Source organism: Nocardia pseudovaccinii (assembly GCF_050942345.1).
Classification (GTDB): Bacteria; Actinomycetota; Actinomycetes; order Mycobacteriales; family Mycobacteriaceae; genus Nocardia; species Nocardia pseudovaccinii.
Genome location: NZ_CP192074.1, coordinates 7,729,489 through 7,754,024, shown reverse-complemented (window position 1 = coordinate 7,754,024; position 24,536 = coordinate 7,729,489). Strand labels below are relative to the sequence as shown.

The 24,536-nt window shown below is 65.5% G+C and carries 24 protein-coding genes and 1 tRNA gene; 13 read left to right on the top strand and 12 right to left on the bottom strand.

Annotation, left to right across the window (positions count from 1 at the left end):
* Positions 1-76: 76 nt before the first annotated feature.
* Positions 77-682, top strand: coding sequence for a response regulator (locus ACQPZ2_RS35095; protein ID WP_433522344.1), 606 nt, complete (start codon positions 77-79; stop codon positions 680-682).
* Positions 683-758: 76 nt separating this feature from the next.
* On the opposite strand, the gene ACQPZ2_RS35090 is transcribed toward ACQPZ2_RS35095, so the two are convergent.
* Positions 759-1,379, bottom strand: coding sequence for a TetR/AcrR family transcriptional regulator (locus tag ACQPZ2_RS35090; RefSeq protein WP_063040876.1), 621 nt, complete (start codon positions 1,377-1,379; stop codon positions 759-761).
* Positions 1,380-1,481: 102 nt separating this feature from the next.
* Between ACQPZ2_RS35090 and ACQPZ2_RS35085 the strand changes: the two genes are divergently transcribed.
* Positions 1,482-2,456, top strand: a complete 975-nt coding sequence (locus ACQPZ2_RS35085; protein ID WP_433522343.1) for a hypothetical protein — start codon at positions 1,482-1,484, stop codon at positions 2,454-2,456.
* Positions 2,457-2,517: 61 nt separating this feature from the next.
* Here the strand turns inward: ACQPZ2_RS35085 and ACQPZ2_RS35080 are convergent, their stop codons facing one another.
* From ACQPZ2_RS35080 to ACQPZ2_RS35070, 3 genes are all read right to left on the bottom strand, one after another.
* The gene (locus tag ACQPZ2_RS35080) at positions 2,518-3,477 is read right to left on the bottom strand and encodes a hypothetical protein (RefSeq protein ID WP_433522342.1); all 960 of its coding nucleotides are present in this window, start codon (positions 3,475-3,477) and stop codon (positions 2,518-2,520) included.
* Between the two features lie 113 nt (positions 3,478-3,590).
* Positions 3,591-4,031, bottom strand: a complete 441-nt coding sequence (locus tag ACQPZ2_RS35075) for a Fur family transcriptional regulator (protein ID WP_433522341.1) — start codon at positions 4,029-4,031, stop codon at positions 3,591-3,593.
* Complete coding sequence (locus ACQPZ2_RS35070; RefSeq protein WP_062991218.1) at positions 4,028-4,378, bottom strand: ArsR/SmtB family transcription factor; 351 nt, start codon at positions 4,376-4,378, stop codon at positions 4,028-4,030. Before ACQPZ2_RS35070 ends, ACQPZ2_RS35075 begins: the two co-directional genes overlap by 4 nt.
* 218 nt (positions 4,379-4,596) lie before the next feature.
* Here ACQPZ2_RS35070 and ACQPZ2_RS35065 point away from each other — a divergent pair, with 218 nt between their 5' ends.
* On the top strand, positions 4,597-5,988 hold the full coding sequence (locus tag ACQPZ2_RS35065; RefSeq protein WP_433522340.1) for a glycine--tRNA ligase: 1,392 nt from the start codon (positions 4,597-4,599) through the stop codon (positions 5,986-5,988).
* Positions 5,989-6,083: 95 nt separating this feature from the next.
* Here the strand turns inward: ACQPZ2_RS35065 and ACQPZ2_RS35060 are convergent, their stop codons facing one another.
* Positions 6,084-6,494 carry a DUF1707 domain-containing protein gene (locus tag ACQPZ2_RS35060; protein ID WP_433522339.1) on the bottom strand — a complete coding sequence of 137 codons (411 nt, stop codon included), beginning with the start codon at positions 6,492-6,494 and terminating at the stop codon, positions 6,084-6,086.
* A gap of 124 nt (positions 6,495-6,618) precedes the next feature.
* Here ACQPZ2_RS35060 and ACQPZ2_RS35055 point away from each other — a divergent pair, with 124 nt between their 5' ends.
* On the top strand, positions 6,619-7,539 hold the full coding sequence (locus ACQPZ2_RS35055) for an NADP-dependent oxidoreductase (protein WP_433522338.1): 921 nt from the start codon (positions 6,619-6,621) through the stop codon (positions 7,537-7,539).
* Here the strand turns inward: ACQPZ2_RS35055 and ACQPZ2_RS35050 are convergent.
* Positions 7,536-8,162, bottom strand: a complete 627-nt coding sequence (locus ACQPZ2_RS35050) for a TenA family protein (RefSeq protein WP_433522337.1) — start codon at positions 8,160-8,162, stop codon at positions 7,536-7,538. The genes ACQPZ2_RS35055 and ACQPZ2_RS35050 overlap by 4 nt on opposite strands.
* Before the next feature lie 96 nt (positions 8,163-8,258).
* Here ACQPZ2_RS35050 and ACQPZ2_RS35045 point away from each other — a divergent pair, with 96 nt between their 5' ends.
* Positions 8,259-9,500 carry a phthiocerol/phthiodiolone dimycocerosyl transferase family protein gene (locus ACQPZ2_RS35045; protein ID WP_433522336.1) on the top strand — a complete coding sequence of 414 codons (1,242 nt, stop codon included), beginning with the start codon at positions 8,259-8,261 and terminating at the stop codon, positions 9,498-9,500.
* 12 nt (positions 9,501-9,512) lie between these two features.
* Here ACQPZ2_RS35045 and ACQPZ2_RS35040 read toward each other — a convergent pair whose 3' ends face one another.
* Complete coding sequence (locus ACQPZ2_RS35040; RefSeq protein WP_040688039.1) at positions 9,513-9,908, bottom strand: PPOX class F420-dependent oxidoreductase; 396 nt, start codon at positions 9,906-9,908, stop codon at positions 9,513-9,515.
* Positions 9,909-9,956: 48 nt separating this feature from the next.
* Between ACQPZ2_RS35040 and ACQPZ2_RS35035 the strand changes: the two genes are divergently transcribed.
* Positions 9,957-10,379, top strand: a complete 423-nt coding sequence (locus ACQPZ2_RS35035) for a MarR family winged helix-turn-helix transcriptional regulator (protein WP_433522335.1) — start codon at positions 9,957-9,959, stop codon at positions 10,377-10,379.
* A gap of 56 nt (positions 10,380-10,435) precedes the next feature.
* Complete coding sequence (locus ACQPZ2_RS35030; protein WP_433522334.1) at positions 10,436-11,872, top strand: molybdopterin-dependent oxidoreductase; 1,437 nt, start codon at positions 10,436-10,438, stop codon at positions 11,870-11,872.
* Positions 11,873-11,881: 9 nt separating this feature from the next.
* Here ACQPZ2_RS35030 and ACQPZ2_RS35025 read toward each other — a convergent pair whose 3' ends face one another.
* Entirely contained in the window at positions 11,882-12,697 is an 816-nt protein-coding gene (locus ACQPZ2_RS35025) for a MerR family transcriptional regulator (RefSeq protein ID WP_433522333.1), read from the bottom strand.
* 44 nt (positions 12,698-12,741) lie between these two features.
* Positions 12,742-14,712, bottom strand: a complete 1,971-nt coding sequence (locus ACQPZ2_RS35020) for a TPM domain-containing protein (RefSeq protein WP_433522332.1) — start codon at positions 14,710-14,712, stop codon at positions 12,742-12,744.
* A gap of 30 nt (positions 14,713-14,742) precedes the next feature.
* Here ACQPZ2_RS35020 and ACQPZ2_RS35015 point away from each other — a divergent pair, with 30 nt between their 5' ends.
* Positions 14,743-15,417 carry an MBL fold metallo-hydrolase gene (locus ACQPZ2_RS35015; RefSeq protein WP_433522331.1) on the top strand — a complete coding sequence of 225 codons (675 nt, stop codon included), beginning with the start codon at positions 14,743-14,745 and terminating at the stop codon, positions 15,415-15,417.
* Positions 15,418-15,420: 3 nt separating this feature from the next.
* Here the strand turns inward: ACQPZ2_RS35015 and ACQPZ2_RS35010 are convergent, their stop codons facing one another.
* Positions 15,421-16,290: an NAD(P)-dependent oxidoreductase gene (locus ACQPZ2_RS35010; RefSeq protein WP_433522330.1), complete on the bottom strand. Its 870-nt coding sequence runs from the start codon at positions 16,288-16,290 to the stop codon at positions 15,421-15,423.
* 177 nt (positions 16,291-16,467) lie between these two features.
* Here ACQPZ2_RS35010 and ACQPZ2_RS35005 point away from each other — a divergent pair, with 177 nt between their 5' ends.
* Genes ACQPZ2_RS35005 through dnaG form a run of 3 tightly spaced genes read left to right on the top strand, consistent with a single transcriptional unit; the run spans position 16,468 to position 20,371 of the window.
* On the top strand, positions 16,468-17,151 hold the full coding sequence (locus ACQPZ2_RS35005; RefSeq protein WP_063040894.1) for a YdcF family protein: 684 nt from the start codon (positions 16,468-16,470) through the stop codon (positions 17,149-17,151).
* Between the two features lie 6 nt (positions 17,152-17,157).
* Complete coding sequence (locus ACQPZ2_RS35000) at positions 17,158-18,399, top strand: deoxyguanosinetriphosphate triphosphohydrolase (protein ID WP_433522329.1); 1,242 nt, start codon at positions 17,158-17,160, stop codon at positions 18,397-18,399.
* 46 nt (positions 18,400-18,445) lie between these two features.
* Positions 18,446-20,371 (top strand): DNA primase, encoded by a 1,926-nt coding sequence (gene dnaG / locus ACQPZ2_RS34995; RefSeq protein WP_433522328.1) that lies wholly within the window; start codon positions 18,446-18,448, stop codon positions 20,369-20,371.
* A 37-nt stretch (positions 20,372-20,408) separates the two neighbouring features.
* Here the strand turns inward: dnaG and ACQPZ2_RS34990 are convergent, their stop codons facing one another.
* Positions 20,409-20,654 (bottom strand): hypothetical protein, encoded by a 246-nt coding sequence (locus tag ACQPZ2_RS34990; protein WP_040688111.1) that lies wholly within the window; start codon positions 20,652-20,654, stop codon positions 20,409-20,411.
* Between the two features lie 213 nt (positions 20,655-20,867).
* Here ACQPZ2_RS34990 and ACQPZ2_RS34985 point away from each other — a divergent pair.
* Positions 20,868-20,940: transfer RNA gene (locus tag ACQPZ2_RS34985), tRNA-Asn, on the top strand.
* A gap of 832 nt (positions 20,941-21,772) precedes the next feature.
* Entirely contained in the window at positions 21,773-22,069 is a 297-nt protein-coding gene (locus ACQPZ2_RS34980; RefSeq protein WP_433522327.1) for a hypothetical protein, read from the top strand.
* An 881-nt stretch (positions 22,070-22,950) separates the two neighbouring features.
* On the opposite strand, the gene ACQPZ2_RS34975 is transcribed toward ACQPZ2_RS34980, so the two are convergent.
* Positions 22,951-24,441 carry a WS/DGAT/MGAT family O-acyltransferase gene (locus ACQPZ2_RS34975; RefSeq protein ID WP_433522326.1) on the bottom strand — a complete coding sequence of 497 codons (1,491 nt, stop codon included), beginning with the start codon at positions 24,439-24,441 and terminating at the stop codon, positions 22,951-22,953.
* Positions 24,442-24,536: the final 95 nt, after the last annotated feature.

The window sequence follows — 24,536 nt, the reverse complement described above, 5'->3', positions numbered from 1 at the left end:
AGCAGCCGCCTTTCCGCCATCGTTCGGCCGAAAGCGCACTCCCATATCCATTCCTGTCGTCGAAGGACCACGTCGCATGATCCGCCTCTTACTCGCCGACGATCAGGCACTCGTCCGTGGCGCACTCGCCGCACTGCTCGGTCTGGAATCCGATCTGGAAGTCGTCGCGGAGGTCGGTCGCGGTGACGAAGTCCTGGGCGCGGTCGCGCGCACCACGCCTGATGTGGTGCTGCTGGATGTGGAAATGCCGGGCATGGACGGCATCGCGGTCGCGGCGCAACTACATGCCGCCCATCCGGATCTCCGCATCCTCATGGTCACGACCTTCGGCCGCCCCGGCTACTTGCGGCGCGCAATCGACGCTGGCGCAAGCGGATTCGTCGTGAAGGACACCCCCGCACGCGAACTCGCGGACGCGGTGCGCCGAGTCCACATGGGCTTACGCGTTGTCGATCCCGCCCTCGCCACCGAAACCCTGACCGTCGGTACTTCGCCACTGACAGCCCGCGAACGCGAGGTCCTCACCGCCGCGGCCGACGGCGCCACCGCAGGTGCCATCGCCAAACAGTTACACCTCTCGGAAGGCACTGTCCGCAACCATCTTTCATCCGCCATCGGCAAAACCGGAACCAGCACCCGCGCCGAAGCCGTCCGCGCCGCCGAACGCCTCGGCTGGCTCTGACGAGCGATCCCGCACAAGCAGTGACTACCTCGCACCAGGTGCGCCCCATGCGAGGCAGTCACTGGATATGCGACGCCTAGGAGTCGACCGGCTGGACGGCGGGCTCGCCAAAGGGCAGTAGAACCGCCACACCGCGAGCCAAGGTTTCCGGATCCAGGTCGCCGACGATCAAGTGCTGCAACATGAATCCCGGCACCAGGCCGATGATCGCCGTCGCCACCGCGTGGATGTCGGTATCGGGCGGTAACCAGCCGACCCGCACCATGCGCTCGGTGTACTCGGTCCAGCGATCACGCATCGCGAGCACGGCGGACTTGACGTATTCGGCCGCCTCGTCGTCCACCAGCGCCAGCGCCCACGCCTGTGGCGCGAGCCGGACATGACCGTCCGGACCGCTGTGCGCGACCATGTACTCGGCGACGATCCGGAGAACCTGGGCCGGGGTCGGCAGCGGATCGGATCGGATCGCCCTGGTCATGGTGGCGCGCAGCTCGACCGTGGTATCGGTGGCGAGTGCGGCGATGATGTCGTTCTTGCCTTTGAAGTACCGGTAGACCGCCCCCGCTGAGAGGCCCGATTCGGTGAAGATGTCCTGCATCGAGGTCTCGTAGAAACCCTTGCGGGCAAAACAGAGCTGCGCGGCGTCGAGGATCTGCTGCCTGCGACGTTCCAGGTGTTCCTCACTGACTCTGGGCATGGCTCCAAAGTAAAACGAATGCTCGTTCTTGACAAGCTCGAGGGTGCGTGCGACGGTATCCACATCGAAAGAGAACGATCATTCGATTTCCGGGAGAACGTCATGAATACGATCCAGCGGGCAGTCGGTGTCGGCGTCGCCGCGGCCCTGCTCCAGGCGTTGATGCTGATCGCCTTCGCTTGGCCCGCGGCCCATATCGCGCCACGCGACCTGCCCATCGCCGTCAGCGGCCCGCAGGCAGCCGTGGTCGCCGACAAACTGACCCAGCACGATCCCGATGCCTTCGATATCAGCAACCCCGCCGACGAAGCGGCGGCGCGCGCGGCGATTCAGAACCGGGACGTCTACGGTGCCGTCATCACCGGCGGCGCCCCGCGTGTATTGGTCGCCTCCGGCGCGAGTCCCGTTGTGGCACAACAGCTCACCGCGATCGCCCAGCAGCTGTCCGGTGCGCCGGCCGCGCCGGTAGAGGATGTGGTGGCCGCCGATCCGGACGATCCGCGCGGCACCGCCTTCGGTGCGATGGTATTGCCGCTGGTCATGTCCGGTATCGCGGCGGGTGTGGTACTCGGCCTGTTGATTCCGTCGGTCGGTGGTAAGGCGATCGGACTGATCACCTTCGGCATCGCGGGTGGGCTGTTGAGCATCGTCATCATCCAGACCTGGATGTCGGTGGTCCCCGGCCCCTATCTGACGCTGGCCGCCGTCGCCGGTCTGGTGTCCTTCGCGGTCTCCGGCGCGGTCGTCGGCCTGTCCACCGCCATCGGCCGTGCGGGCATCGGCATCGCCGCGCTGACCATGCTCCTGGTCGGCAACCCGTTCTCGGCCGCGACCTCGGCTCCGGAACTGCTGCCGCAGCCGTGGGGCACCATCGGTCAACTGCTGCCACCGGGCGCCGCCGCGTCACTGCTGCGCTCGGTTGCCTTCTTCGACGGCGCCGCCGCCACCAAACCCCTTGTGGTCCTGGCTATCTGGGCTATCGCCGCCCTGGTGCTGCTGGGTGTCGGCGCACTCCGCGGACGGCGTCCAGCAGTGGACGCCACCCCGGTCCGCTCCGGTGACCCGGTCGCCGTCTGATCGGCGAAATCGACCGCAGGCCACCACTGCTCGGCAGTGGTGGCCTGCGTCGGTCGGTTTGTCAGGAGATGGTGAAGGAGAAGTTCGGGGCGGCGCCCTCACCCTTCTTCGCGTCGTAGGTCACCACGTAGGTACCGGTGGCCGGGGAGGGAACCACGAAAACGACGTAATTCTTCGCGTTGTCGATGGTTTCGTTCGTATTCAGCAGCTCGTTGATCGGCCCGCGGATATCGGCGAGAATCGTCTGGCCGTTCGGAGTTTTCACGGTGAAGTAGTCGTAGAAGATATTCGATCCGCCCGCGGGGATCCCGGGCCCGCCAATGATCTTGATGTGCAACGAGAGATCCATCTTGTCGCGCTCGTTCTTGGTGTAGCTCGGAGCCAGTGTGCCGCCGGTGACTTCGATCGTCGTCTGATCCTGCACCAGTTTGCCGGTGACATTCAGCGTCTTCGGCGCGACTCCCTCGACCTGAGCCGAGACCTTCAGCGGAATCTTGGTCTGGTTGTCCGAGGCCTGTCCGTAGATCACGGTAACGGTGTCGAGCAGATGCTCGGCATCGTGCAACGTCTTGACCGAGGTAGTTACTTTGCCAGTGGCCGAACCCTTTCCGGGCACGGTCGGCGAGTCGAAGCTCGCCCCGCCGTCGACCTCCTTGTCGACCTGCAGATAGGTGTTATTGCTGATCGTCTTGTTGTCGGGCGTGGTGTTCTTGTACGTGATATCGATCAGGACCTTGGCGCCGCCGAATTCGTCGGGCACCACGGTCGCCTTGTCCACCGTGATATCGAAGCCCTCGTACCACCCGGTCTTGCCGATAGTGCGGACGGTCGACTGACCGCTGTTCGCCCCCGGCTGCCCCTGGCCGATGGTGCTCTGTGCGGACGTCGGCGTCGTCGGTCCCGCCTTGGTGTCCTTGTCGTTGCACGCGGTCAAGAGCAGGGCAGAGCTGCCGATGAGTACGGCCGCTCCGATTGTGGTGATTTTCCGGCGTCTGTCCGCCGCGAAAATGGTCGATCGCACGCTGCCTCCCAGAAGATTTCGATCTCAGTGCGCGACGCCCGGAACCCCCGGACGCTATGTGATTCGCAGTGAAATCTTCCTCGGCGCCAGCGACGTTAACCATGTGACTGCCATCACATTTTGGAGCGGTCCGCCTTAGCGCATTCGCAGCAGGTTCCGAAGATCTCCATGGTATGGCTGACCTCGGTGAATCCGTGTTCGCAAGCGATGGTTTCGGCCCATGCCTCGACCGTCGGGCCCTCGACCTCGACGGTGCGACCGCAGTGTCGGCAGACCAGGTGGTGATGGTGTCCGGTGGAGCACTGCCGGTAGACGGATTCGCCTGTGTCGGTGCGCAGTACATCGACGAGTCCGGCATCGGCCAGCGACTGCAGGGTGCGGTAGACAGTGGTCAACCCGATGCCCTCGCCGCGGCGGCGCAATTCGTCGTGCAACTCCTGCGCGGAGCGGAACTCTTCGATATCGCCGAGCAGCGCGGCGATCGCACTGCGCTGGCGGGTACTGCGGATGCCCACCGGCTTTTCCGGCAAGGCCGTCTTATCTGGCACGATCACCCTTCCTCGGCGTGGGCCACGGCATCGACCACGATATGCGCCAGGTGGTCGTCGACGAGTTCGTACAGCACTTCCCGGCCGGAGCGCTCCCCGTGCACCACGCCCGCCGACTTGAGAATCCGCAGATGCTGGCTGACGAGCGGTTGGGTGACACCGAGAACATCGACCAACTCGTGTACGCAACGCGGCGATTCGCGCAATTGGAGCACAATGGCAATGCGTACCGGGGCGGCGAGGGCGCGTAGCAACTCACCCGCGTCCTCCAGGACGCTCCGCGTCGGCACCGGCACCGGCGCGGGTGATCGGTACGGGTTGTGCGGGTGGGCGGTAGCGGTCTCGGCGGTCATCGAACCAACTCCTTATTGGAAAGCGATTCCATTTTGATATGCACAGTTGCGCATGTCAAACCTGGGCCGCCGTGCGGTGGAAACCCGCTTGGTCCTGGCCGATAGGCTATAGGCAAATCAGTGCACTGTCGGCAAGCCAATGGGCTATCGGCATGTGCCCCGGGTCCCCCGAGCCGGGCCGACCCTTATCCGACTCTCAGTGGATGGAGAATTCTCGAGTGGCACCCAAGTCGAAGGTGGACACCGTTGCCAACCTCGCCAAGCGCCGGGGTCTGGTGTACCCGTGTGGTGAGATCTACGGCGGCACCAAATCGGCGTGGGACTACGGTCCGCTGGGTGTCGAGCTCAAGGAGAACATCAAGAAGCAGTGGTGGCGGTCCATGGTCACCAGCCGCGAGGACGTGGTCGGCCTCGACTCGTCGGTGATTCTGCCGCGTCAGGTGTGGGTCGCCTCCGGCCACGTCGGCGTGTTCAACGATCCGCTGGTCGAATGCCTGAACTGTCACCATCGGCACCGGCAGGACCACCTGCAGGAGGCCTACGCGATCAAGCACAAGATCGACGATCCGGACTCCGTCTCGATGGAGTTGGTGGTGTGCCCGGACTGCGGCACCGTCGGTCGGTGGACCGAGCCGCGTGACTTCAACATGATGCTCAAGACCTACCTCGGCCCGGTCGAGTCCGAAGAGGGTCTGCACTACCTGCGCCCGGAAACCGCGCAGGGCATCTTCATCAACTTCGCCAATGTGATGACCACCGCGCGCAAGAAGCCGCCGTTCGGCATCGCGCAGATCGGCAAGAGCTTCCGCAACGAGATCACTCCGGGCAACTTCATCTTCCGCACCCGTGAGTTCGAGCAGATGGAGATGGAGTTCTTCGTCAAGCCGGGTGAGGATGCGGAGTGGCACAAGTACTGGATCGACACCCGGTTCGCCTGGTACACCGACCTCGGCATCGACCCGGAGAACCTGCGCCTGTTCGAGCACCCGAAGGACAAGCTGTCGCACTACTCGGCGGGCACCACCGATATCGAGTACCGCTTCGGCTTCCAGGGCAACGAGTGGGGTGAGCTGGAGGGCGTCGCCAACCGCACCGACTTCGATCTGAAGACCCATTCGGAGCATTCCGGCAATGACCTGAGCTACTTCGACCAGACCACCAATGAGCGCTACACCCCGTACGTCATCGAGCCCGCGGCCGGTCTGACCCGCTCGCTGATGGCGTTCCTGGTCGATGCGTACACCGTCGGCCAGGCGCCCAACGCCAAGGGCGTTATGGAGGAGCGCATCAGTCTGCGGCTGGACCGCAGGCTCGCGCCGGTCAAGGCGGCGGTGCTGCCGTTGTCGCGCAATGCGGATCTGACGCCGAAGGCGAAAGATCTTGCCGCACAGCTGCGTAAGAGCTGGAATGTCGAATTCGACGATGCCGGCGCCATCGGCCGTCGCTACCGGCGCCAGGACGAGATCGGCACGCCGTTCTGCATCACCGTCGACTTCGACACCCTCGAGGATCAGGCGGTCACCGTTCGCGAGCGTGATTCCATGGCGCAGGAGCGGATTGCGCTGGACAAGGTCGAGGGCTACCTGGCGCAGCATCTCATCGGCGCCTGAATTCGATAGCGATCAACGCCCTGTCGCGCTGCGGCAGGGCGTTTCGCATGTAAGGATCTGTAACCGCTGAGTGGATTCCGGGGGTCGCGGATTTCTTACGTCGGAGGTGGATTCGTGCCAGGTTTCCGGTTCGACTGGACGAGCATCCCGATCGCGCTCGGGATCAGCAGCGCGCAGCCCCACGGCACCGCGACCCAGAACGGCCAGAAGTATCCCGCGCCAGTGGCCACCCAGATCGTGAGACACAGTGCGTTCACTGCGGCCCATGGAATCCACATGATGATGACCCATTGCGGCACGCGTTGTGCCGCAGGTGCTGCTTTGCGCGGCACAGGCAGGTCCGAGAGCAGCGGAGTCAGCTCGCCATAGGTTTTGGCGGCATACACCTGTTTGAGTCGGTCGTCGTATTCATGCAGCGACAATCGGCCGTCGTTCATCGCCACCCGCAATTGTTCGGCGATTTTCTCGCGGTCTGCGTCCGATGCCCGCAGCCTTTCCTCACCCACGGGTGTCAGCTTAAGGCTTGGTGCCGTTCATGGCAGTGCGTCGCGAAGATCGTCGGTGCATGGAAATTTCCTGCCGGGTTACTCGGTTGACGGGCGTATGTCACCGAGTAGGCGGGAGCCGGATATGGCAAGAGCTGTGAAGTTCGATCGTTATGGCGGAGTCGAAGAGCTGAAGGTGGTCGAGGTGCCGACGCCGAAGGCGGGACCCGGTCGGGTCGTCGTCGAGGTCGTGGCGGCCGGTATCAATCCGGGGGAGGGGTATATCCGTTCGGGTGCGCTGCACGAGCGGTGGCCCGCGACCTTTCCTTCGGGTGAGGGGACCGATTTCGCGGGTCGCGTCGTCGAGATCGGATCGGGTGTCGGCGGGATCGAGATCGGCGCCGAGGTGCTGGGATTCACCGATGAGCGGGCCAGTCATGCCACCCACGTGGTGGTGTCCGCCGAGCAGGTGACCCTCAAGCCCTCGAAGCTGGATTGGGATGTCGCCGGGTCGTTGTATGTCGCCGGGACAACGGCTTTCGCGACCGTGCGGGCCGTGGATCCGCACGTGGGCGATACGGTCGCGGTCTCGGGTGCGGCGGGCGGCGTCGGTTCGATCGCCGTACAACTCCTGCGGGCCAGGGGCGCAACGGTTCTCGGTATCGCGAGCGAGGTCAATCACGATTGGCTGCGCAAGGTCGGGGTGATTCCGGTGGCCTATGGGGCGGGCCTGATCGACCGGATCCGTGCGGCCGCCCCCGCTGGCGTGGACGCGTTCATCGACACGTTCGGTGCCGAATATGTCGATATCGCAATCGAACTCGGCATTGCGGTCGAACGCATCGACACCATCATCAACTGGGCGGCCGCCGAGAGGTACGGCGTGAAGACCGACGGCAATGCCGCCGCGGGCACCATCGATGTGCTCGCCGAACTCGCCGATCTGGCCGCCGCGGGCACAGTGGAGGTACCCGTCGCGGCTGTCTATCCGCTCGACAAGGTCCAGGAGGCGTATCGCGAACTGGAGCAGCGCCACACGCGCGGCAAGATCGTGCTGCACCCCTAGCCGGACACATCCCAGAACTTGTATTCGTGGCGCATACCCTGCAGGAATAGTGCTTCTGCACGCGCCGGATCGCCACCCGCCTCGTCGAGCATCTGCCCACAGCGGCGGGTGAGCGCCGCGAATCCGGGGTCGGCATAAGTGTCGACCCAGCGGCGGTAGCGCGGCTCCGACGGCGGATTCTCGGCCAGGATTGTGCCGAGGGTCGCATAGCCCCACATGCACGGGTACAGCGCGGCCAGTCCATCGGCGTAGGACGCGGCCGACTCCAGCAGGAATGCGGTGTAGGCCGCGCACGGCGCACCCTTTGTCGCACCATCGAGATCCGCGCCGAATTCGGCGGCCAGCGACCGGTGCAGGGACAGCTCCTCGTGATACGTCGCGTGCGCGAGATCCACCAGATCGCCCAGATGTGACGCAGGCGCCTGCCAGGCCAGCCGGGCGAACACCCGCACATAGTCCAGCAGGAACAGATAGTCCTGTTCGAGCCAGGACCGGAAGACCGGTTCGGGCAGATCGCCCTTGGCGATGCCCGCCACCGTCGGATGCGCCAACTGGCCTACCACCAACGGAAAGCCCAGCTCTTCCAGATGCGTCGTAAGACTGATGTGTGCCGCGGGACTCATGTGGGCAGTCTCTCTCAGTCGGAGCGGCTCCGGGTTTGCGCCCCGGTCTGTAGTTGCCGCACCCTGAGCAATGTGTTGTGGGATGAGGAGGTTTTGGTGCGGGTGTTGGGTGCCTCGGAACAACGTTTCGTGCGCGCGGGGACCTACACCGGACGATCCGTCACGGTCGTCGGTGATCTCGATACGAATGCGTTGGGGGCGGCCTTCACCGCACTACAGCGCGCCTATCCGGTGGTGACCTGCCGGATCGCCGAGGACGCTACCGGCCGCGGCTATCTGCTACGACGCGGCGAGGCCCCCGAGATCGGCATGACGGCGAGCCTCGGTGATCCGGACGCCATCCGCATTCCGGAGCCGATCGATCCGGCGGGACAGCTGGCGTACCTGGATGTCGTGCGCTCCGAGCGCGGCCGCTCGCGCGTGACACTTTTCGCCCACCACAGCATCGCCGACGCGGGCCACTGCGTCGAACTCCTCGCCCGACTATGGGACTTCTACACCGATTACGTCGAATCCGGGACGACAACCGTTGTGCCGCACGACTATCCGCAATCGCTGGAATGGCATGCGTCGGCGCGCGGAATCGCCCGCTCTTCGATCTCCGGTTTCGAAGATGTGACCAAGCCGCTGGAGCCCGTGGTCATTCCGCGCGAGCCCGCGATTCCCGCGCCCGCCGCACTGGTCCAGCCGCGGCGCATCATCCTGGATGAGCAGGCGAGCGCCCGCATCATCGGCCTCGGGCGCTATCGGGGAGCGACCGTCAACGGCGTGGTCACCGCGGCCCTGCTGCGCGCTGTCGCCTCGGAAAAGGCCAGGGCCACAGGCGATCCCGTGCCGCTCGGCTGTCTGTATCCGGTGGATATGCGCACCCGTCTCGACCCGCCGGTCGCGCGTGCGGAAGGCACCAATATGGCGGGTCTGGCTTCTTTCGCCGCGGCGGTCGACCTGTCCGCGGACATCCTCGAACTAGCCCAACACATTTCGGCCCGATTGCGGCATGATCTGGCCGAGGGCATCGTCCAGCAGTCGGTGCTGCACTTCCCGGATTACTTCGGCCCAACCCGGATCCACTCACTAGCCGGACATGTCGCGGTGACGAATACCGGTGCCGTGCCCGCCTTCCGCATCCCCGCGAATATCGCGCTCACCGACTACGAGATCGTTTACGTCTCCGCTCATCCGCGTCCCTCCGCGGGCGCCTCGGCGGCGGTGACCTTCCTGGTCTATACCTTCGAGGGACGGCTGACCGTCGGCGTGCTCGGCGGCGATGCCGACCGGCTCGTGCCCGCGGTGCGCGACGAATTGACGGCCCTCGCGGAGGAGGCCGTCAGCTCCTGAGGGCGCCTGCTGCTACTGGTAGGTGGCGTGCGTCGGGCGCATGACGAGCACCACCCGGCGCGGATGGTCGGCGACCGGACGCTGATACGGCAGGTCGTAGCGGCGTGCGAGCACATCGAAGAATTCCCCGTTCGGATCGGGTTCGATGGCCTCGATGACGCCGCGGACCTCGAGGTAGCGGTAGGGCTTCTCCGGATCGTTGATGCTCACCGCGACTTCGGGATTCTGCTTGGTATTGACGGCTTTCCGTCGATCGATCGTGGTGGTGAAGCGCAGGCGCCCGCCGTCCCACACCTGCCATACCGGCGTCACCTGCGGAGTGCCGTCCGGGTTCAGCGTTGCGAGATGGGCGAACAGCGGGCGCGATAGCAAATCGGCGTGGCTCTCGGGGATTACGGGGTTGTCCATACATCGAAGACTATCAAGGCTTTGATACTTCAGCTATCTTTGACACTTATGAAATTGCCTGCGGAGCAGCGGCTCGGTCTAGACCTCAAGCGCGCCGAGCAGGAGCTGATGGCCGTCAAACACGAGGCGGTCAAACCGCTTACGGTGCCGCAGTACGCGGCGCTCTACGCGCTGTCGGAGAACCCGGGCGTCTCCGCCGCCGCTCTCGCCCGGGAATGCATGGTGACGCCGCAGGCGATGACGGTGGTGCTCAAGAATCTGCAGGAGCGCGGTCTCGTGGAACGCACACCGCATCCCTGGCACCGCGGTGTGCTCGAAACCCGCCTGACCCCCGCCGGTCGCAAAGCCTTCGCCAAGGCCGATGCCAAGGCCGCCGCCATCGAGCGCCGCGTGGCCGCCGCGTTCAGTGTGCAGGAGCGCGAACAGTTGCGAGAGTTGTTGGCCCGGTTCACCGAGGCCCTACAGGAGTGAGGGGCGGTAGGTTCGTAGCGAAGGCGTTGTGATCGAGGAAAGCGGGTGTTCGAACAGTGCGGACCAACGGGAAACGCGGGGGTGTGCTCGGTGCCGCCGCGATCGGTGTCGGGGCGCTCGGCGTCGGCGAGTTGATCGCGGCCTCGCGCGGTGATTCGCTGATCGATGCCATCGGCCGGGGCATGGCCGATACCGCGCCGGTGCCGGTGGTCGAGACGACCGTCGCCCTGTCGGGCAAGCACGATAAGGCCGTGACGCGCCTCGGCGTCGGTGTCGGTGCGGTCGCCGCGGCCGTCGGGCTCGCAGCGCTGTCCGATCAGGCGCGTACGCCCGCCGTCGCCGCCTTCGGTGCCGCCGCAGCCGCTTTGGGCTTCCGTCGACCGACGCGCTCGCCCGCAACCGTCGCCGGTGCGGCCGCAGCCGCGGGCGTGCTCGGTCTCGGATTGCGCGGGCGCCCGCATGGGCGGTTCGGCGCGCTGCTGTGGGCGGGCGCCGGTGCCGGACTGCTGGCCGGGGCGCGGGCACTGATCCACGACTACGACCGCAGGCAGCGCGCCGCGATCCGCCGGGTCGGCCCGCTGGGCGGGATTTCGATGGTGCCGCAGGACGGCCTGGAGGACGAACCCGGACTGTCATCGTTGATCACCGGCAACCGGAGCTTCTATGTCGCCGATGTCAATCTGAGTCCGCCGCGGATCGATCCGACGCGCTGGCGGCTGTCGGTCACCGGCAAGGTCGCACATCCGTTGCGCCTGTCCCTGGCCGAATTGGCCGCGGACGCAGTGGAATTCGATGCTGTCATAGTGTGCGTGCACAATCGGCCCGGTGAGCGTCGCGCGGGTAACGGCCGCTGGTACGGGGTTCCGCTGGCGGAGTTGCTCGAGCACGCGATTCCCGAAACCGGTGCGACCCGGCTGGTGACCAGGGCCGTCGACGGCTACACCATCTCACTGCCGGTGGAACCGCTGCGTTCCGGCGCGTGGCCCGGATATCTGGTGATCGGTGTGAACGGCGAGCCGCTCGCCCCCGAGCACGGATTCCCGGCCCGCGTCTTCGTACCCGGCCTCTACGGCCAGTACACGGGCGCGAAATGGCTTGCCGAACTGGAACTCACCGACGACAGTCACATCGACTACTGGTGGAAGCGCGGTTGGCCGTCGGATCCGATCTGGGTGACACCGCAGGCCCGCATCGACGTCGCCACGCCAGGCCGTGCCGCTGCCAACGTCGCGGGGGTGGCTTGGGCGCCGCCGCACGGTGTCGAGTCCGTAGAGCTCCGCGTCGACGAAGGCGATTGGCGCCCAGTCGATCTCGGCACCGAACTCGCCCCCGCCGCTTGGCGTCGCTGGCGCACCACCCTCGACCTGCCCCCAGGTGAACATACCATCCAGGCCCGCGCCATCAGCCGCTCCGGGGAAATCCAAGACGGCACCCCGCGCTCACCCTTCCCCTCCGGCCCAACCGGCTTCCACACCGTCACCCTCGAGGTCTGACCGCGGCTGTCAGGTGTGGATGGGCTCCTGGAGTTCGGTGACCCAGCCGGAGGTGTCCTCGGTGTATTCGAGGGTCACCTCGCGGGCGGGGCCTGCGGAACGGTATCCGTTGGCATCGATCCATTTGGCCAGGGACTGCCATGGTTCCAGGACCTCGTCCATGCTGCCCCGGTGTACGACGGTGGCGGCCCGGGGCACCGCGGGCAGGTCGACGATCGCGAATTCGCAGGACGCGGCGGGTTCGACATTGACCGGCATGGCGGCGTGCACGTGCACCGACCCGTCCGGCTGCTCCTGGTAGTAGGCGATTGCGGGTCCGACGATGGCGATGCCTGCCTGTTCCAGGCGTGTGCACAGCTGCCCGAACAGCGGCCCGACCACGGGGCCGATCGTCTGCGGCTGGAAATCGGCTGCAATGCTGGTCAATTCGGCGACCCGGACGGCCGGGATGGACTTGACCACCACATCATTTGCGGGCATAACGCCCTCCTTCTCGATAATCCGGAGCCGCGTTTCGACCTGGACGAGTCGGGCGCGATCGCCGCTGATCCGCTGCTCCAACTCCGCGCGGCGCAGCGCGAGCATGCCGCGCAGTTCCGCGGTGTCGACCTTGTCGTCGAGGATCCGGCCCACCTGCTCGAGTGTGAAGCCCAAATCCTTCAGTGCGACAATGCGATTGAGCCGAGCGAGCTGACCGCCCTCGTAGTAGCGATAGCCGGTCACCGCGTCGACCCGGTCGGGCCGCAGTAGCCCGATCGCGTCGTAGTGGCGCAGCATCCGCACCGATACCCGTCCGTGTCTGGCGAAGTCTCCGATACTGAACATGACGACTCTCGGTCTATGGCCTCACACGGTGTCAGGGTCAACCCTCAGAACCGGCCGCCCCGGCTGATGCGGCGGGATCCGGTGGAACCGCCGAACGAACCGGGGGTGTAGCCGCTGGAGCGTTGGTGGGTGGCGCCGCGCAACAGTCCTTCGATCAGAATTCCGCCGAGTACCGCACCGGCCTGCGCGGTGCCCGAGGGCGGTTGGCTGTTCTCCCAGGCCCGCACGCTGGCCTGCGCCTCCCGCAGTGCGCGAGCACCCAGGTCGGCGGCGGTGTGTGCGCTGGTGAGGGCCTGCGCCTGATCGCTGGTGGAAAGCTGTTGTGCCGCATCGAGATTGCGCTGTGCTTCGGACAAGCGGGTGCGTGCCTGTGCGTCGATGCCGCCGCGTCGGGTGCTGATGTAGTCGGCTGCCGCGCCGATCCGGGCGCGGGCATCGGTCAGCGCCCGATCGAGTCGGCGCTGAAGATCCTCGGCGGCCAGTTTGCGGTCGGTGGCTGCGGCATTGGCCAGGTCCAGCGCGTTATCGGCCGCGACGGCGTCGTGAAAGGCGTCCAATGGGTCGCTGGTCGCGGTGGCGGTTGCGATGGTCAGGGCCGTTTCCGCCGCCGTGATGGCGGCGTGCAGATCGACACCGCCATAGCCGGACAGCTCCTTCGCGGTACCGATATCCGCGCGCAGCTCGGTGAGTACGGCGGGCAGCCCATCGCTCGCCTGCTGGATATTCGTCGCCGCATTGTCGACGGCATCGAGCAGCGTGCGAGCCTGTCCCACTGCGCCTTCCGCGGCCCGGATCGCGGCGACCGCACCGCCCTGTCTGCCGACCGGCTGGGTGAGGGCAGTACGTCCCGTGTCGATGTTCTGCTCCGCGAAGGTGATTCGCTCGCGGGCCATCGTCACGTTGTCGCGAACCGGCGCGAGCACGCTGGCCGGATACGCGGTGGTGAGCCGGGTGAGTTCGGTCTCCGAACCCGGCACGCGTCCGGTCAATTCGACCAAATCCCTTGTCAGCCCGTCCAAGCGAGCGGATGCGTTGATGAGCAGATCCCGCATCGCATCGAATTCGGCGACCTGAGCGTCGAGTTCCCGATCGGCCCGCCCGACCGTGCCGATCAGATCGACCAGCATGGTGCGCTGCTGATCCGGTGTCTCGGGAATATCGTCATCGAGCTGCTGTCTGATCGAGAAGGCTTTGGCGGCAGCCGACTTCGCATTCGCCAAGGCGGTGCTGAACGGAGTGACCGCGGTATCGCCGAATTCACCGGTCGCCAACGCCAACTCCTCGGCGCTGGTCCGCACGGCATTGTCGATCTCGACCAGCACTTCCTTCGACCGGTCTTGCAAGGCGTTCAGTGACAATGCCGCGAGCGCGGTGGAATTATCGGGATCCAGTTGCCGTGCTGCCGCCAACTCGGCCCGCCTGCGGTCGGCGCGCCGCTTGCGCGAATACAGCACCAGTCCAACGACGATCAGCACGATCAGGAGGGCGACGATCAGCAGCGTTCGTAGGCTGACCCCGCCACCGCGCATCGCCGAATCCAGCCCATCCGCCATCGCTATCCCGGCGTCGGCCCACCGGCCGTTGCGCAGCGCGGGCTCCACATCGCGCGTCAATACGCCGTCCAACTCGGAATCGCTGACACTGCTGGGCAACTCGCCTTTGAACCAATAGGCGCGATCCTCGGTGGCGACGGCGAGCAACAGATCACGCCCGCCGAATCCGGACATGGTCGCGGTGCGATCGGCCCACGTCTGCGGACTCATCCCGTTGAAATCGTGCACATAGACGACCCAGAGCCGCATCTGCTGATCGGCGTAGAGGTCGTCGACCGCCGCCGACACCCGATCGAGTTGTCCTCGATCGAGCACCTGCGCCGAGTCGACCACATACGGCCCCATCCGCAGCGGTGGCTCGGCGGCGGCCGGGCCACCGGCCGGCGCGACACAGAGAAACGCCACGCTGAGGACCACTGCGGCGAACCAGCGGATTCGACGAATCGGCGCTATCGACGGCATGGGATGAATCTAGCTGGCTAGCATCGAACTGTGATCACGATCGACCTGCCGTACACCGGTCACGTGTCCCCTGGATCGAATCCGCAACAGCGGGACGTCCCCGGTGCCCGCGTTATCAAAATGTCTGTCGGTGGCATGGACAACAACTGCTATTTAGTGCAGTGCACCGCCACCGGTGCGGCACTGCTCATCGACGCCGCCAACGAAGCCGACCGCATAATCGAACTCGTCAACCAGGAGACGCCGGGCCGCGTCGCCCTGGTCGTCACCACCCATCAGCATCGGGACCATTGGTGGGCCCTGGAAAAGGTTGCCGCCGCCACCGGCGCACCGACCGCCGCGCATCCACTCGATGCCGAAGCGCTGCCGGTTCGTCCCGACCGATTACTTGCCGACGGCGATCTCATCGAGGTCGGCGACCTGGCCTTCGAGGTCGTCCACCTGCGTGGACATACTCCGGGCTCGGTTGCCCTCGCCCTCGTCGACGGTCCGGGCGTGCACCTGTTCACCGGTGACTCCCTTTTCCCGGGCGGAGTCGGCCGCACCACCAATCCGGAAGATTTCAACTCCCTCTTCACCGACGTCACCACCAAGCTCTTCGATCGCTATCCGGATGAGGCCGTCGTTTATCCGGGTCACGGTGACGACACCACGCTCGGCGTCGAACGCCCGCACCTCGGCGAATGGCGCGAACGCGGTTGGTAGGCCTTATGCGGCGCGCGGGTTGAGGCTTTCGAACATCCGCTCGCTGCTGTCCACACCGTGGCCGTCGGCGACCTGGCGATCGACGAGATTCTTGATCGCTCCGACGATGTCCAGGTCGACGCCCGCATCGCGGCTGGCCGACACGATGGCGTCCACGGCGGCCTTGGTGAAATCCAAGGGCTGGAACGGTTTCGAGTAATCGCCGGAGTCGATGGTGGCTCCGGCTCTCGGAAGTGATCCGGTCATCGCGGCGATCCAGCCGGACGCTCGTTTACCGAAGTCCTCGGCCGACATGCCGATCGTGCGAACCATGGCGGCACCGTGATAGAAGCCCGCGAACATGGCGTACATTCCGGCGAGCAGGGCGAAGTCGACCAGTGCGGCCTGTCCGGCGTCCGTGCCGAAATACTCGGCGCTGCCGAGCAATTCGAGAGTTGCGCGATGGTTGTCGAAGAGTTCACGGGAGCCGCTGTATAGCACGGATGAGCCGGTTCGGCCGATCATCGGCGGGACGGCCATGATGCCGCCGTCGAGGAAGTCGATGCCGTGATTCGCGGCCCATTCGGCAAGTTCACGCGATCCGCGCGGCTCGGTGCTGGTCAAGTTGACCAACGCGCGGCCGGCCAGGATATCGGTCACCGGGTCGAGTACCTCGTGCACGGACCGATGGTCCAACAGGCAGGCCAGCACGAGGTCGCTCGCGGTCACTGCCTCGGCCACGGTGTGCGCCGACTTCGCCCCTGCCGCAACGAGTTCCGCGTCCCGACCAGCACTGCGGTTCCAGACTGTCGTGGGGTGTCCGGCCCGTACGAACGCCGCTGCCAGCGCCTGTCCCATCGCGCCGAGCCCGAGGACCGTCACGGATGTCGTCATGTATCCACTCCTCAAAGTATCGAGATGCTGGTTCGGCGCCGGAATTCATTCTCGAGGCTCACTGCGCTGACGACAAGTACTGACTAATAAGTTCAGTACTAACCAAAAGGTAAGTGTGGGCCGATCGATATGCGTCGGTTACGTTCTCGTCGGGGGTGACCTGGCAAACTTGGTGAGATGAATTCGGCGACCCTGGCCTCGGCTACCGGATCCGGCGCATCCCGCAGCGTCGGAGGCGGGCTGGTGCGCTGGGCACGACGGCTGGTCATGGGCGCGATCGTGATGGGCGCGGTGCTGGTCGGCGGCACGGCATTCCGGGTCTGGCAGGTCGCGCGAATCGACGACTACACCAAGGCCGACGCGATCGTCGTACTCGGCGCCGCGCAATACTCGGGCACCCCGTCGACGGTGTTCGAGGCGCGATTGGACCAGGCATACAAACTGTTCAAGGCCGGTGTGGCGCCGAAGGTGATCACCGTGGGCGGTAAGCAGGATGGCGATCTGTACACCGAGGCCGCCTCCGGCAAGAACTATCTGGAGGAGCGCGGCATACCGAGCGACCGGATCCTCGCGGTGGAAACCGGTTCGGACACCCTGCGCAGCATCGAGGCCGTCGCGACCGCCATGAGTGCCCGCGAGATGTCCTCGGCGGTGCTGGTCAGCGATCCGTGGCATTCGCTGCGCACCAGAACCATGGCCCGCGATGCCGGGCTGGATGCCTGGACCGCGCCGACCCGGACCGGCCCCGCCGTCTACACCAGAGAGTCGCAGGCGCACGGAATCGCAAGGGAGACCGGCGCTTTGCTCTGGTACCAGCTCACGCACTTCTCATCGGACTTCAAATACTCAGCGGGGCAGTGAGATTCGATGTATACCGAGCACGACCGCGAGCGAATGGTGGTGGAGCGGGCCAAGTCCGCCGGACTCGGCCCGCCGCGCAGTGAATTCGAAACCGGTCACCGCACCGAATTCGCCCGCGACCGTGCTCGCGTGCTGCATTCGGCGGCCCTGCGCAGACTCGCCGACAAAACCCAGGTCATGGGGCCGCGTGACGGTGACACCCCGCGCACACGCTTGACCCATTCGATCGAAGTGGCCCAGATCGGGCGCAGCATCGCCGACGGTCTCGGCTGTGATCCGGATCTGGTCGATCTGGCCGGATTGGCGCACGATATCGGCCATCCGCCCTACGGCCACAATGGCGAGAATGCCCTCGACCTCTTCGCGGACGCGTACGGCGGATTCGAGGGCAATGCGCAGAACCTACGCATCCTCACCCGGCTGGAACCGAAGGTTCTGGATGCGGGCGGCACGAGCGCGGGTTTGAATCTCACCCGCGCCGCACTCGACGCGGCAATCAAATATCCTTGGGGCAGAACAGGTTCGGGGACCAAATTCGGTGCCTACGATATCGATCTGGATCGGCTGGAATGGGTACGCAAGGATGCGCCGGACCGTCGCAAGAGCCTCGAATGCCAGATCATGGACTGGTCCGACGATGTCGCGTACTCGGTGCACGATGTGGAGGACGGCGTAATCGCCGGGCGCATCGAATTGCGGGCCTTGGCCGATCCGTCCGAACAGGCGGCGCTAGCCGAACTCGGGCACGGCCAGCACCCCACGCTTTCGGTGGACGACCTGATCGGTGCCGCCCAGCGGCTCTCCGAACTGCCGGTGGTGGCCGAAGCCGCCTGCTACGACGGCACCCTCGCCAGTTCGGTCGCGTTGAAGCGCCTCACGAGTGAACTGGTCGGCCGGTTCGCCACGGCTGCGATCATGGCCACGCGGGAGGTCGGCGGGCGCGCGGTGTTGTCCCGCTATGCCGCGGATCTCGAGGTTCCGCCGATCGTCGCCGCCGAGGTCGCGATGCTCAAAACCGTCGCCCTGCGCTACGTCATGTCCGATCTCGTGCACAAGCAGCGTCAGGCCGTACAGCGCGAGCGGATACAGGCGGTCGCGACCCGACTGCTGGCGACGGCACCGCACGGGCTGGACCCGCTGCTGCTCCCGTGGTGGCAGGCCGCGACCGACGACACCGCGCGAGTCCGAGTGATCGTCGACCAGATCGCGTCCTATACCGAGAGTCGACTGGAGCGAGTAGACGCGTGACCAGCCGCTGGGCGTGTCGAGGCCGGACTAGCCTAGACTGACCGCCGTGGCCGGACGACTCCCAGATCGCGATATCGCGGCAATACGCGAACGCGTCCGGATCGAGGATGTGGTGGGGGAGTACGTCGCGCTGAAGCGGGCGGGCGCGGACTCCATGAAGGGCCTGTGCCCGTTTCACGACGAGAAGTCGCCCTCGTTCCATGTGCGGCCCAACCACGGCCTGTACCACTGCTTCGGCTGCGGTGAGGGCGGTGACGTCTTCGCCTTCCTGCAGAAGGTCGAGCACGTCGGCTTCGTCGAGGCGGTCGAGCAGCTCGCCGATCGGATCGGCTACCAGATCAACTACGAGGGCGGCGGCACCTCGGTGCAGCGCGACCGCGGCACCAGGGCCAGGTTGGTCGCCGCCAATGCCGCCGCACACGAGTTCTACATGGCCAAACTGCGCGAGCCCGACGCCGAGGTGGCGCGCAAGTATTTGACCGACCGCAACTTCGACGGCAATGCCGCCCAGCAATTCGGCTGCGGCTACGCCCCCGCGGGCTGGGACACGCTCACCAAGCATCTGCTGCGCAAGGGCTTCGACTTCAAGGAGCTCGAGGCGGCCGGGCTGTCGCGGCAGGGGCAGCGCGGCCCGATCGACCGCTTCCACCGACGGCTGCTGTGGCCGATCCGCAATCTCGGCGGTGACGTCATCGGCTTCGGTGCGCGCAAGCTCTTCGACGACGACACCATGCCCGGCAAATACATCAATACGCCGGAAACCTTGCTGTACAAGAAGTCTCAGGTGCTGTTCGGTCTGGACCACGCCAAGCGCGAGATCGCCAAGGGCCACCAGGCGGTGGTGGTGGAGGGCTACACCGACGTCATGGCCATGCACCTGGCCGGGGTGAAAACCGCCGTCGCCTCCTGCGGTACCGCCTTCGGCGACGAACATCTCGCCCTGTTGCGCCGACTGCTCATGGACGACAACTTCTGGCGCGGCGAAATCATCTACACCTTCGACGGTGACGCGGCCGGGCAGGCGGCGGCGCTGAAAGCCTTTGCGGGCGACCAGAAGTTGGCCGGGCAGACCTACATCGCCATCGCCCCCGACGGCCAGGACCCGTGCGAACTACGCCAGCGCTCCGGCGACGGCGCGGTGCGTGACCTGGTGGCACGGCGAACCCCGTTGTACGAGTTCGTGATTCGCGGCCTGCTCGCCGACCACAACCTGGACACCGCCGAGGGACAGGTGGAGGCGCTGCGCCGTGCCGTGCCGGTGGTGGCGCAGATCAAGGACAACGCGCTGCGCAAGGCCTATGCGACCAAGCTCGCGGGCTGGGTCGGCTGGGACGATATCCAGACCGTGGTGCGGCGGGTCGGTGAGGAAGCCAAGCGCAATCGCAACGGTGGGAGTCCGGGCGGCCGTGGCCCGGCGGCCGGCGCGGCACAGCCCAGCGCGGTCGTCGCCGAACACCCCGCCGCGCGCCCGAACCCGAACGATCCGACGCTGCTGCCGCAACGGCAAGCGCTCGGTGCGGCATTGCAGTATCCGGCGATGGCCGGTGCGGTTTTCGATTCGATCGAGACCGAGGCCTTCACCCATCCGGCTTACGCCGCCGTTCGCGCCATGATCGCAGAGGCCGGTGGCACGGCATCGGGGCTCAGCGGCGCGGAGTGGGTCAACGCTGTGTCGGACGGTACCGATGATCTGACCATGCGTGCGCTGGTTTCCGAGTTGTCGGGTGAGCAGATGCCGGTGAAGTCGGCCAATGACATTCCCCGGTTCGTCACCGGGGTGCTGGCTCGTGTGCAGGAGGCCTGGGTCGGCCGCCAGATCGCGGAGCTGAAGTCGAAGCTGCAGCGTGTGTCTTCGACCGAGGAGGCCGAGGCCTATATGGCGCTGTTCGGCGATCTCGTGGCGTTGGAGCAGTACCGCAAGAGTTTGCTGACCCAGGCGATGGGGAATCACGACGACTTCGCCGCGGGCTGAGCTGCGGCTCGACGCTTCCCCGATCCGCCCCGCGAACTCAGCGGCGCAGTTGATCCTGCGGCACCAGAACCGTGGTCCGCTCATCCAGCGGCACCATCGGCTCCAACTTCGCCTGGGTGCTGAGCTTGTCCGACAGCTTCTGTCGCCCGAAGAGAACCAGCTTGCGAGTCACCGGGCTCCCGGTTACCGCGCGGGTCGCCGCACTGATCTGTTCATAGCGACCCCGCCCGGCCTTCGTGCCGAGCACGTACCCGGCCGCAATGCCGATGATCAACCGCAGCATCTCGTAGAGCTCCTCCCAAAGTGCCTGTGCGCGGCTACCATCCTGCCCGACGCCCGGTACGCCTGTCGATCCGGATCCACCCCCACCGCGCGCCACCCCCGGACACGCCGAAGCCCTCGCATGTCTCCAGGTAGAGACGCGATTTGGGAAGGCGAGCGCCGATACGCTAAAGTTTCACCTCGGCCCGCCCAGTACGGACGAGCCAAAGGATAGTCCCCTATAGCTCAATTGGCAGAGCAGCCGACTGTTAATCGGCAGGTTTCTGGTTCGAGTCCAGATGGGGGAGCTGTGACCAGGGCGAACGTAGCAGTTCGACCCTGGTTTTGTCCGTTTCGGGGGTAGAACGACACGGAAACGACACGTTTTCAGCGTGAGAGTCGTCCCAAGGCCGCCGTGAAGTCGGGTGCTTCGGTCGGCTGGTCGATGTAGTGACGTTTGGTGACCGAGTCGTTGGCGTGGCCGAGTTGTTGGGCTGTGGCCTGGGGCCGTATTGGTCGGCGATGAGGGATGCAACGGTCTTGCGGAAGGTCTGGGGTGTGACCAGGCAAACTTCTCGCCGTGGGCTTGGCGCCGCAGGCGGTTGAAGTTGTGTGGATCCCACATGCCGCCGTCGCGGTTGGGGAAGCCAGATCCGGGTCGTTGTCGACAGCGTCGGCTTTGACGCGCCGGAGAGTGTCGACGACGAACTGGGGCAGGACCACTGTCCGGTAGCCGGAGTCGGTCTTGGTCCATTCCGACGGATGAGTCCTGTGCCTTTGATTCGAATAATTGTGCCGGAGAAGGTGATTCGGGCCGGTTTGTTGTCGAGGTAGACATCGGCCCAGCGCAGGGCGAGTGCTTCGCCGGGGCGGCGCCCGGTTCCGAGTTCGATGTCGGCAACGTCGCGGACCCGCGGGTTCGTTTGAGGCCGTGGGTGTATCCAAGGGTGCCGTCGATGTCCTCGCCCGCCAGCCACGATCCGAGCTGCACTCGGAGTCGGTCAGCGTCTCGAGATCGGCCGCCCGCGGCTTATGCGTTTACGTGGCAGGTCGGCCACGTCACGGACCGGCCGCTGGGACGCCGAGGCGGCTGCAAAAGACGGGCTGGGTTACCAGTGGAGCAACTGAGAAAGGGACAAGGTGGCATATTCGATCGGAATTTGGCGCCAGCCGGGCACAACGGTCTATCGCTGGGCGTCCGATTATGGCGGTGCCGCCAAATATGAAGGCTTTGTTCGGGTGTACCCCGACACTGTGCGCCCCTGCACTCAGAACGGTGACTCGATTGGTGATCTGATCCTCAGGTCGGACGGAGTGCGAGACGGCTCGGCGGAGGGCGTCGATCCGAACCTCCTCCGTCAGATTGCATCAGCGATCCTGCACAAGGTCGGCTCAGCGGGCGAACTTCCCGAGACAGCGCACAAATACTACGGATGAACTTCGACTCTCTAATCGAAGAATTTGCGGACCTGGCTTCGCGGCCGAAAGCCCTTGCAGGAAAGCGGCTTTGGCGTAGTTCGACAACCGGGAATTAGTGCCCACTTTGCGGCCAGTGGGTGCTGGTAGATCTGTTGGGTGGTGTTGGATCATGTTGTGACCGAGTTGGATTCGTTGATATCGCGGATCCGGGCCGGTTCGCGCGGTCGGAGCCGCGGGTTCGGGCGTGGGAGTACGTGTCGGGACTGTTGAATCCAGGGGTACGCCCTGACGCGGGCGGATTCGATCCGATCGAGAATTTCCCGGTGCGTCGCTCTCGCCTCGACGAGGCGCTCCTCGCCGCCCTGGAATCCCTCGAGCACTACAGGTTTCTCACCAGAGCCCGCCCGGACACCTTCGATGCAGGCTTGGCGAGTTCCGCGGAATCCGCAGGCGAACTGCTCGCGAGAGCCGGGCAGCTCGCGGAGGCCATCGAACTCGACGAAGAGTCGATCGCCGCGTACCGGCGGCTGGCCGAACACGACTCCCAGTACTTGGCGAGCCTCGCCGCGATGCTGCACAAGACCGCGTCGCTCGAGTTGGTGATCGTGTTGGGCCGTATGCGTATCCGGCGCTCGAGGAGGCGATCGAACTCTACGAGTACCTCAACGCACAATCGTCCGGCAGCTTCGGTCCCGAGTTGGCACGGACGCGGAACACGTTGCGCCCCCTGGCCGACTATTTCGAACGCTATCGGGCCTGGGGAAGGAGCAGGCGAAGATCGAACGACGGGAGCGAGAACGACTGGAGCGAGAGCGATTCGATTCGCTGTGAACCCGAGAACGCCCGACGGGTTCGATCACGACCCATCCGTCCGGGACGCTGTCCGTCGCGGGTGCCCGTTATTGAGCTAGTTCGTCGAGTGCGTCTTGTAGGTAGGCGGCGATGTTCCAGACGTCGGGGACGGTGTCGCTGCAGGCGAGGATGCCGAAGTCGAGGTGGCCGTTGTAGGACATGACGGTGATGTTGAGTGGGCCTGAAAGGTCGGTGAGTACGGAGATGGGGTAGGTCCCGGCCACTCGAATTCCTGCGGCGTACAACGGTATCTGCGGTCCCGGCACGTTGGAGACGATCATGTTGGCCAGGGGGAGTGCGGGGGCGGCGACGCGTAGGAGCAAGCGGGTTGCCAGACCGTGCAGGATCTGGGGTAGGGCCGCGGTGGCGTAGTGCAGCAGGGTCGGTGGGGTGGCTTGGAAGCGGTCTTTGGCGGTCAGCATTGCGGCGTGGGTGAGTTTCATGCGGTGTTGTGGGTCGGGTTCGCCGATCGGTAGTTCGCACAACATGATGGAGAATTGGTTGCCCGCGGTGCCGAGTTGCTCCTGGGTGCGCACCGATACCGGGATCGCGGCCACGGCGGGGGCGTCGGCTGCTGCGTCGTGGTCGTGTAGCCAGCGGCGAAATGCGGTGGTGCACAACGTCATTACCACATCGTTGACGGTGCCGCCGAAGCTGTTCTTGATCTGTTTGACGGTGTCGAGTGATACCGAGGCGAAGGCGAAGGACCGGTCGGGGCCGTTGGGGTGGTTACCGGGCAGTGTGGGATTGGCTTTGGGTATGTCGGTGAGTGTGTTCGACAATGTCGGTCCCAGGCGCAGCGGTAGGCGCATCCGATCGGCTTGGCGGGTCATCGTGTGCGCGATGCCGCGGCCGAGTATTTCGGCGGGGTTGGGCGTTCGTCCCAAGCGGAGCCCGTCGGGTGGTGGTGGTACGGGCTGGGGTTCGGGCACGATATCGAAGACCGCGGCCATGACCTCGGCTCCTGAGACACCATCGATCAGTGCGTGGTGCACTTTGGTGTAGATGGCTTGGCGGCCTTGGGTCAACCCGGAGATCAGGTGGCATTCCCACAGTGGTCGATTTCGGTCCAGGGGCTGGGCGTGCAGGCGGGCGGCGAGATCGGCCAGCGCTACATCGGTCGAACCTGCGGGTAGGCGTGTATCGCGTACGTGATATCCGAGGTCGATGGTGTCGCTGTCTTCCCAGTAGGGGAGGTCGAGACCTAATGGGACGGTGCGCAATCGCCACCTCAGGGGGGCGATCAGATGTAGTCGGCTCGCGATCAACCGTCGCAGCACCGTGACGTCCAGTGCGCTCCCCGCGGTGGAGGGCTCCAGTAGCGTGACCGACCCGACGTGCAGCAGCATGGTGGGTGATTCGGCATCGAGGAGCACGACGTCGAGCGAGCTGAGTTGCCGGGATGGCCCGGTTTCGCCCGATAACGGAATTTTTTGCGACAGCGTTGCCGGGTCAGCGGATGTGCCGCTGCCGAGTTGGCCCGGTGTCATGATGCGGACGTTCAGGTGGCGGGCGGGTTTCAGGTCGGCGTGGGACATAAGGGTCTCCGCGTTGTCGCTGGGTTCAGGACAGATTGCCAACTCAGTTCAGCGGGCGGTGTGAAGGTGCCGCGACGCTTGTATGGTCTGTCGGA

Excerpts from the sequence above, each read along its gene's own strand:
- ACQPZ2_RS35095 (WP_433522344.1), top strand. The coding sequence starts at position 77 with ATGATCCGCCTCTTACTCGCCGACGATCAGGCACTCGTCCGTGGCGCA.
- ACQPZ2_RS35090 (WP_063040876.1), bottom strand. The coding sequence starts at position 1,379 with ATGCCCAGAGTCAGTGAGGAACACCTGGAACGTCGCAGGCAGCAGATC.
- ACQPZ2_RS35085 (WP_433522343.1), top strand. The coding sequence starts at position 1,482 with ATGAATACGATCCAGCGGGCAGTCGGTGTCGGCGTCGCCGCGGCCCTG.
- ACQPZ2_RS35070 (WP_062991218.1), bottom strand. The coding sequence starts at position 4,378 with ATGACCGCCGAGACCGCTACCGCCCACCCGCACAACCCGTACCGATCA.
- ACQPZ2_RS35055 (WP_433522338.1), top strand. The coding sequence starts at position 6,619 with ATGGCAAGAGCTGTGAAGTTCGATCGTTATGGCGGAGTCGAAGAGCTG.
- ACQPZ2_RS35050 (WP_433522337.1), bottom strand. The coding sequence starts at position 8,162 with ATGAGTCCCGCGGCACACATCAGTCTTACGACGCATCTGGAAGAGCTG.
- ACQPZ2_RS35040 (WP_040688039.1), bottom strand. The coding sequence starts at position 9,908 with ATGGACAACCCCGTAATCCCCGAGAGCCACGCCGATTTGCTATCGCGC.
- ACQPZ2_RS35035 (WP_433522335.1), top strand. The coding sequence starts at position 9,957 with ATGAAATTGCCTGCGGAGCAGCGGCTCGGTCTAGACCTCAAGCGCGCC.
- ACQPZ2_RS35025 (WP_433522333.1), bottom strand. The coding sequence starts at position 12,697 with ATGTTCAGTATCGGAGACTTCGCCAGACACGGACGGGTATCGGTGCGG.
- ACQPZ2_RS35020 (WP_433522332.1), bottom strand. The coding sequence starts at position 14,712 with ATGCCGTCGATAGCGCCGATTCGTCGAATCCGCTGGTTCGCCGCAGTG.
- ACQPZ2_RS35010 (WP_433522330.1), bottom strand. The coding sequence starts at position 16,290 with ATGACGACATCCGTGACGGTCCTCGGGCTCGGCGCGATGGGACAGGCG.
- ACQPZ2_RS35005 (WP_063040894.1), top strand. The coding sequence starts at position 16,468 with ATGAATTCGGCGACCCTGGCCTCGGCTACCGGATCCGGCGCATCCCGC.
- ACQPZ2_RS35000 (WP_433522329.1), top strand. The coding sequence starts at position 17,158 with ATGTATACCGAGCACGACCGCGAGCGAATGGTGGTGGAGCGGGCCAAG.
- ACQPZ2_RS34990 (WP_040688111.1), bottom strand. The coding sequence starts at position 20,654 with ATGCTGCGGTTGATCATCGGCATTGCGGCCGGGTACGTGCTCGGCACG.
- ACQPZ2_RS34975 (WP_433522326.1), bottom strand. The coding sequence starts at position 24,441 with ATGTCCCACGCCGACCTGAAACCCGCCCGCCACCTGAACGTCCGCATC.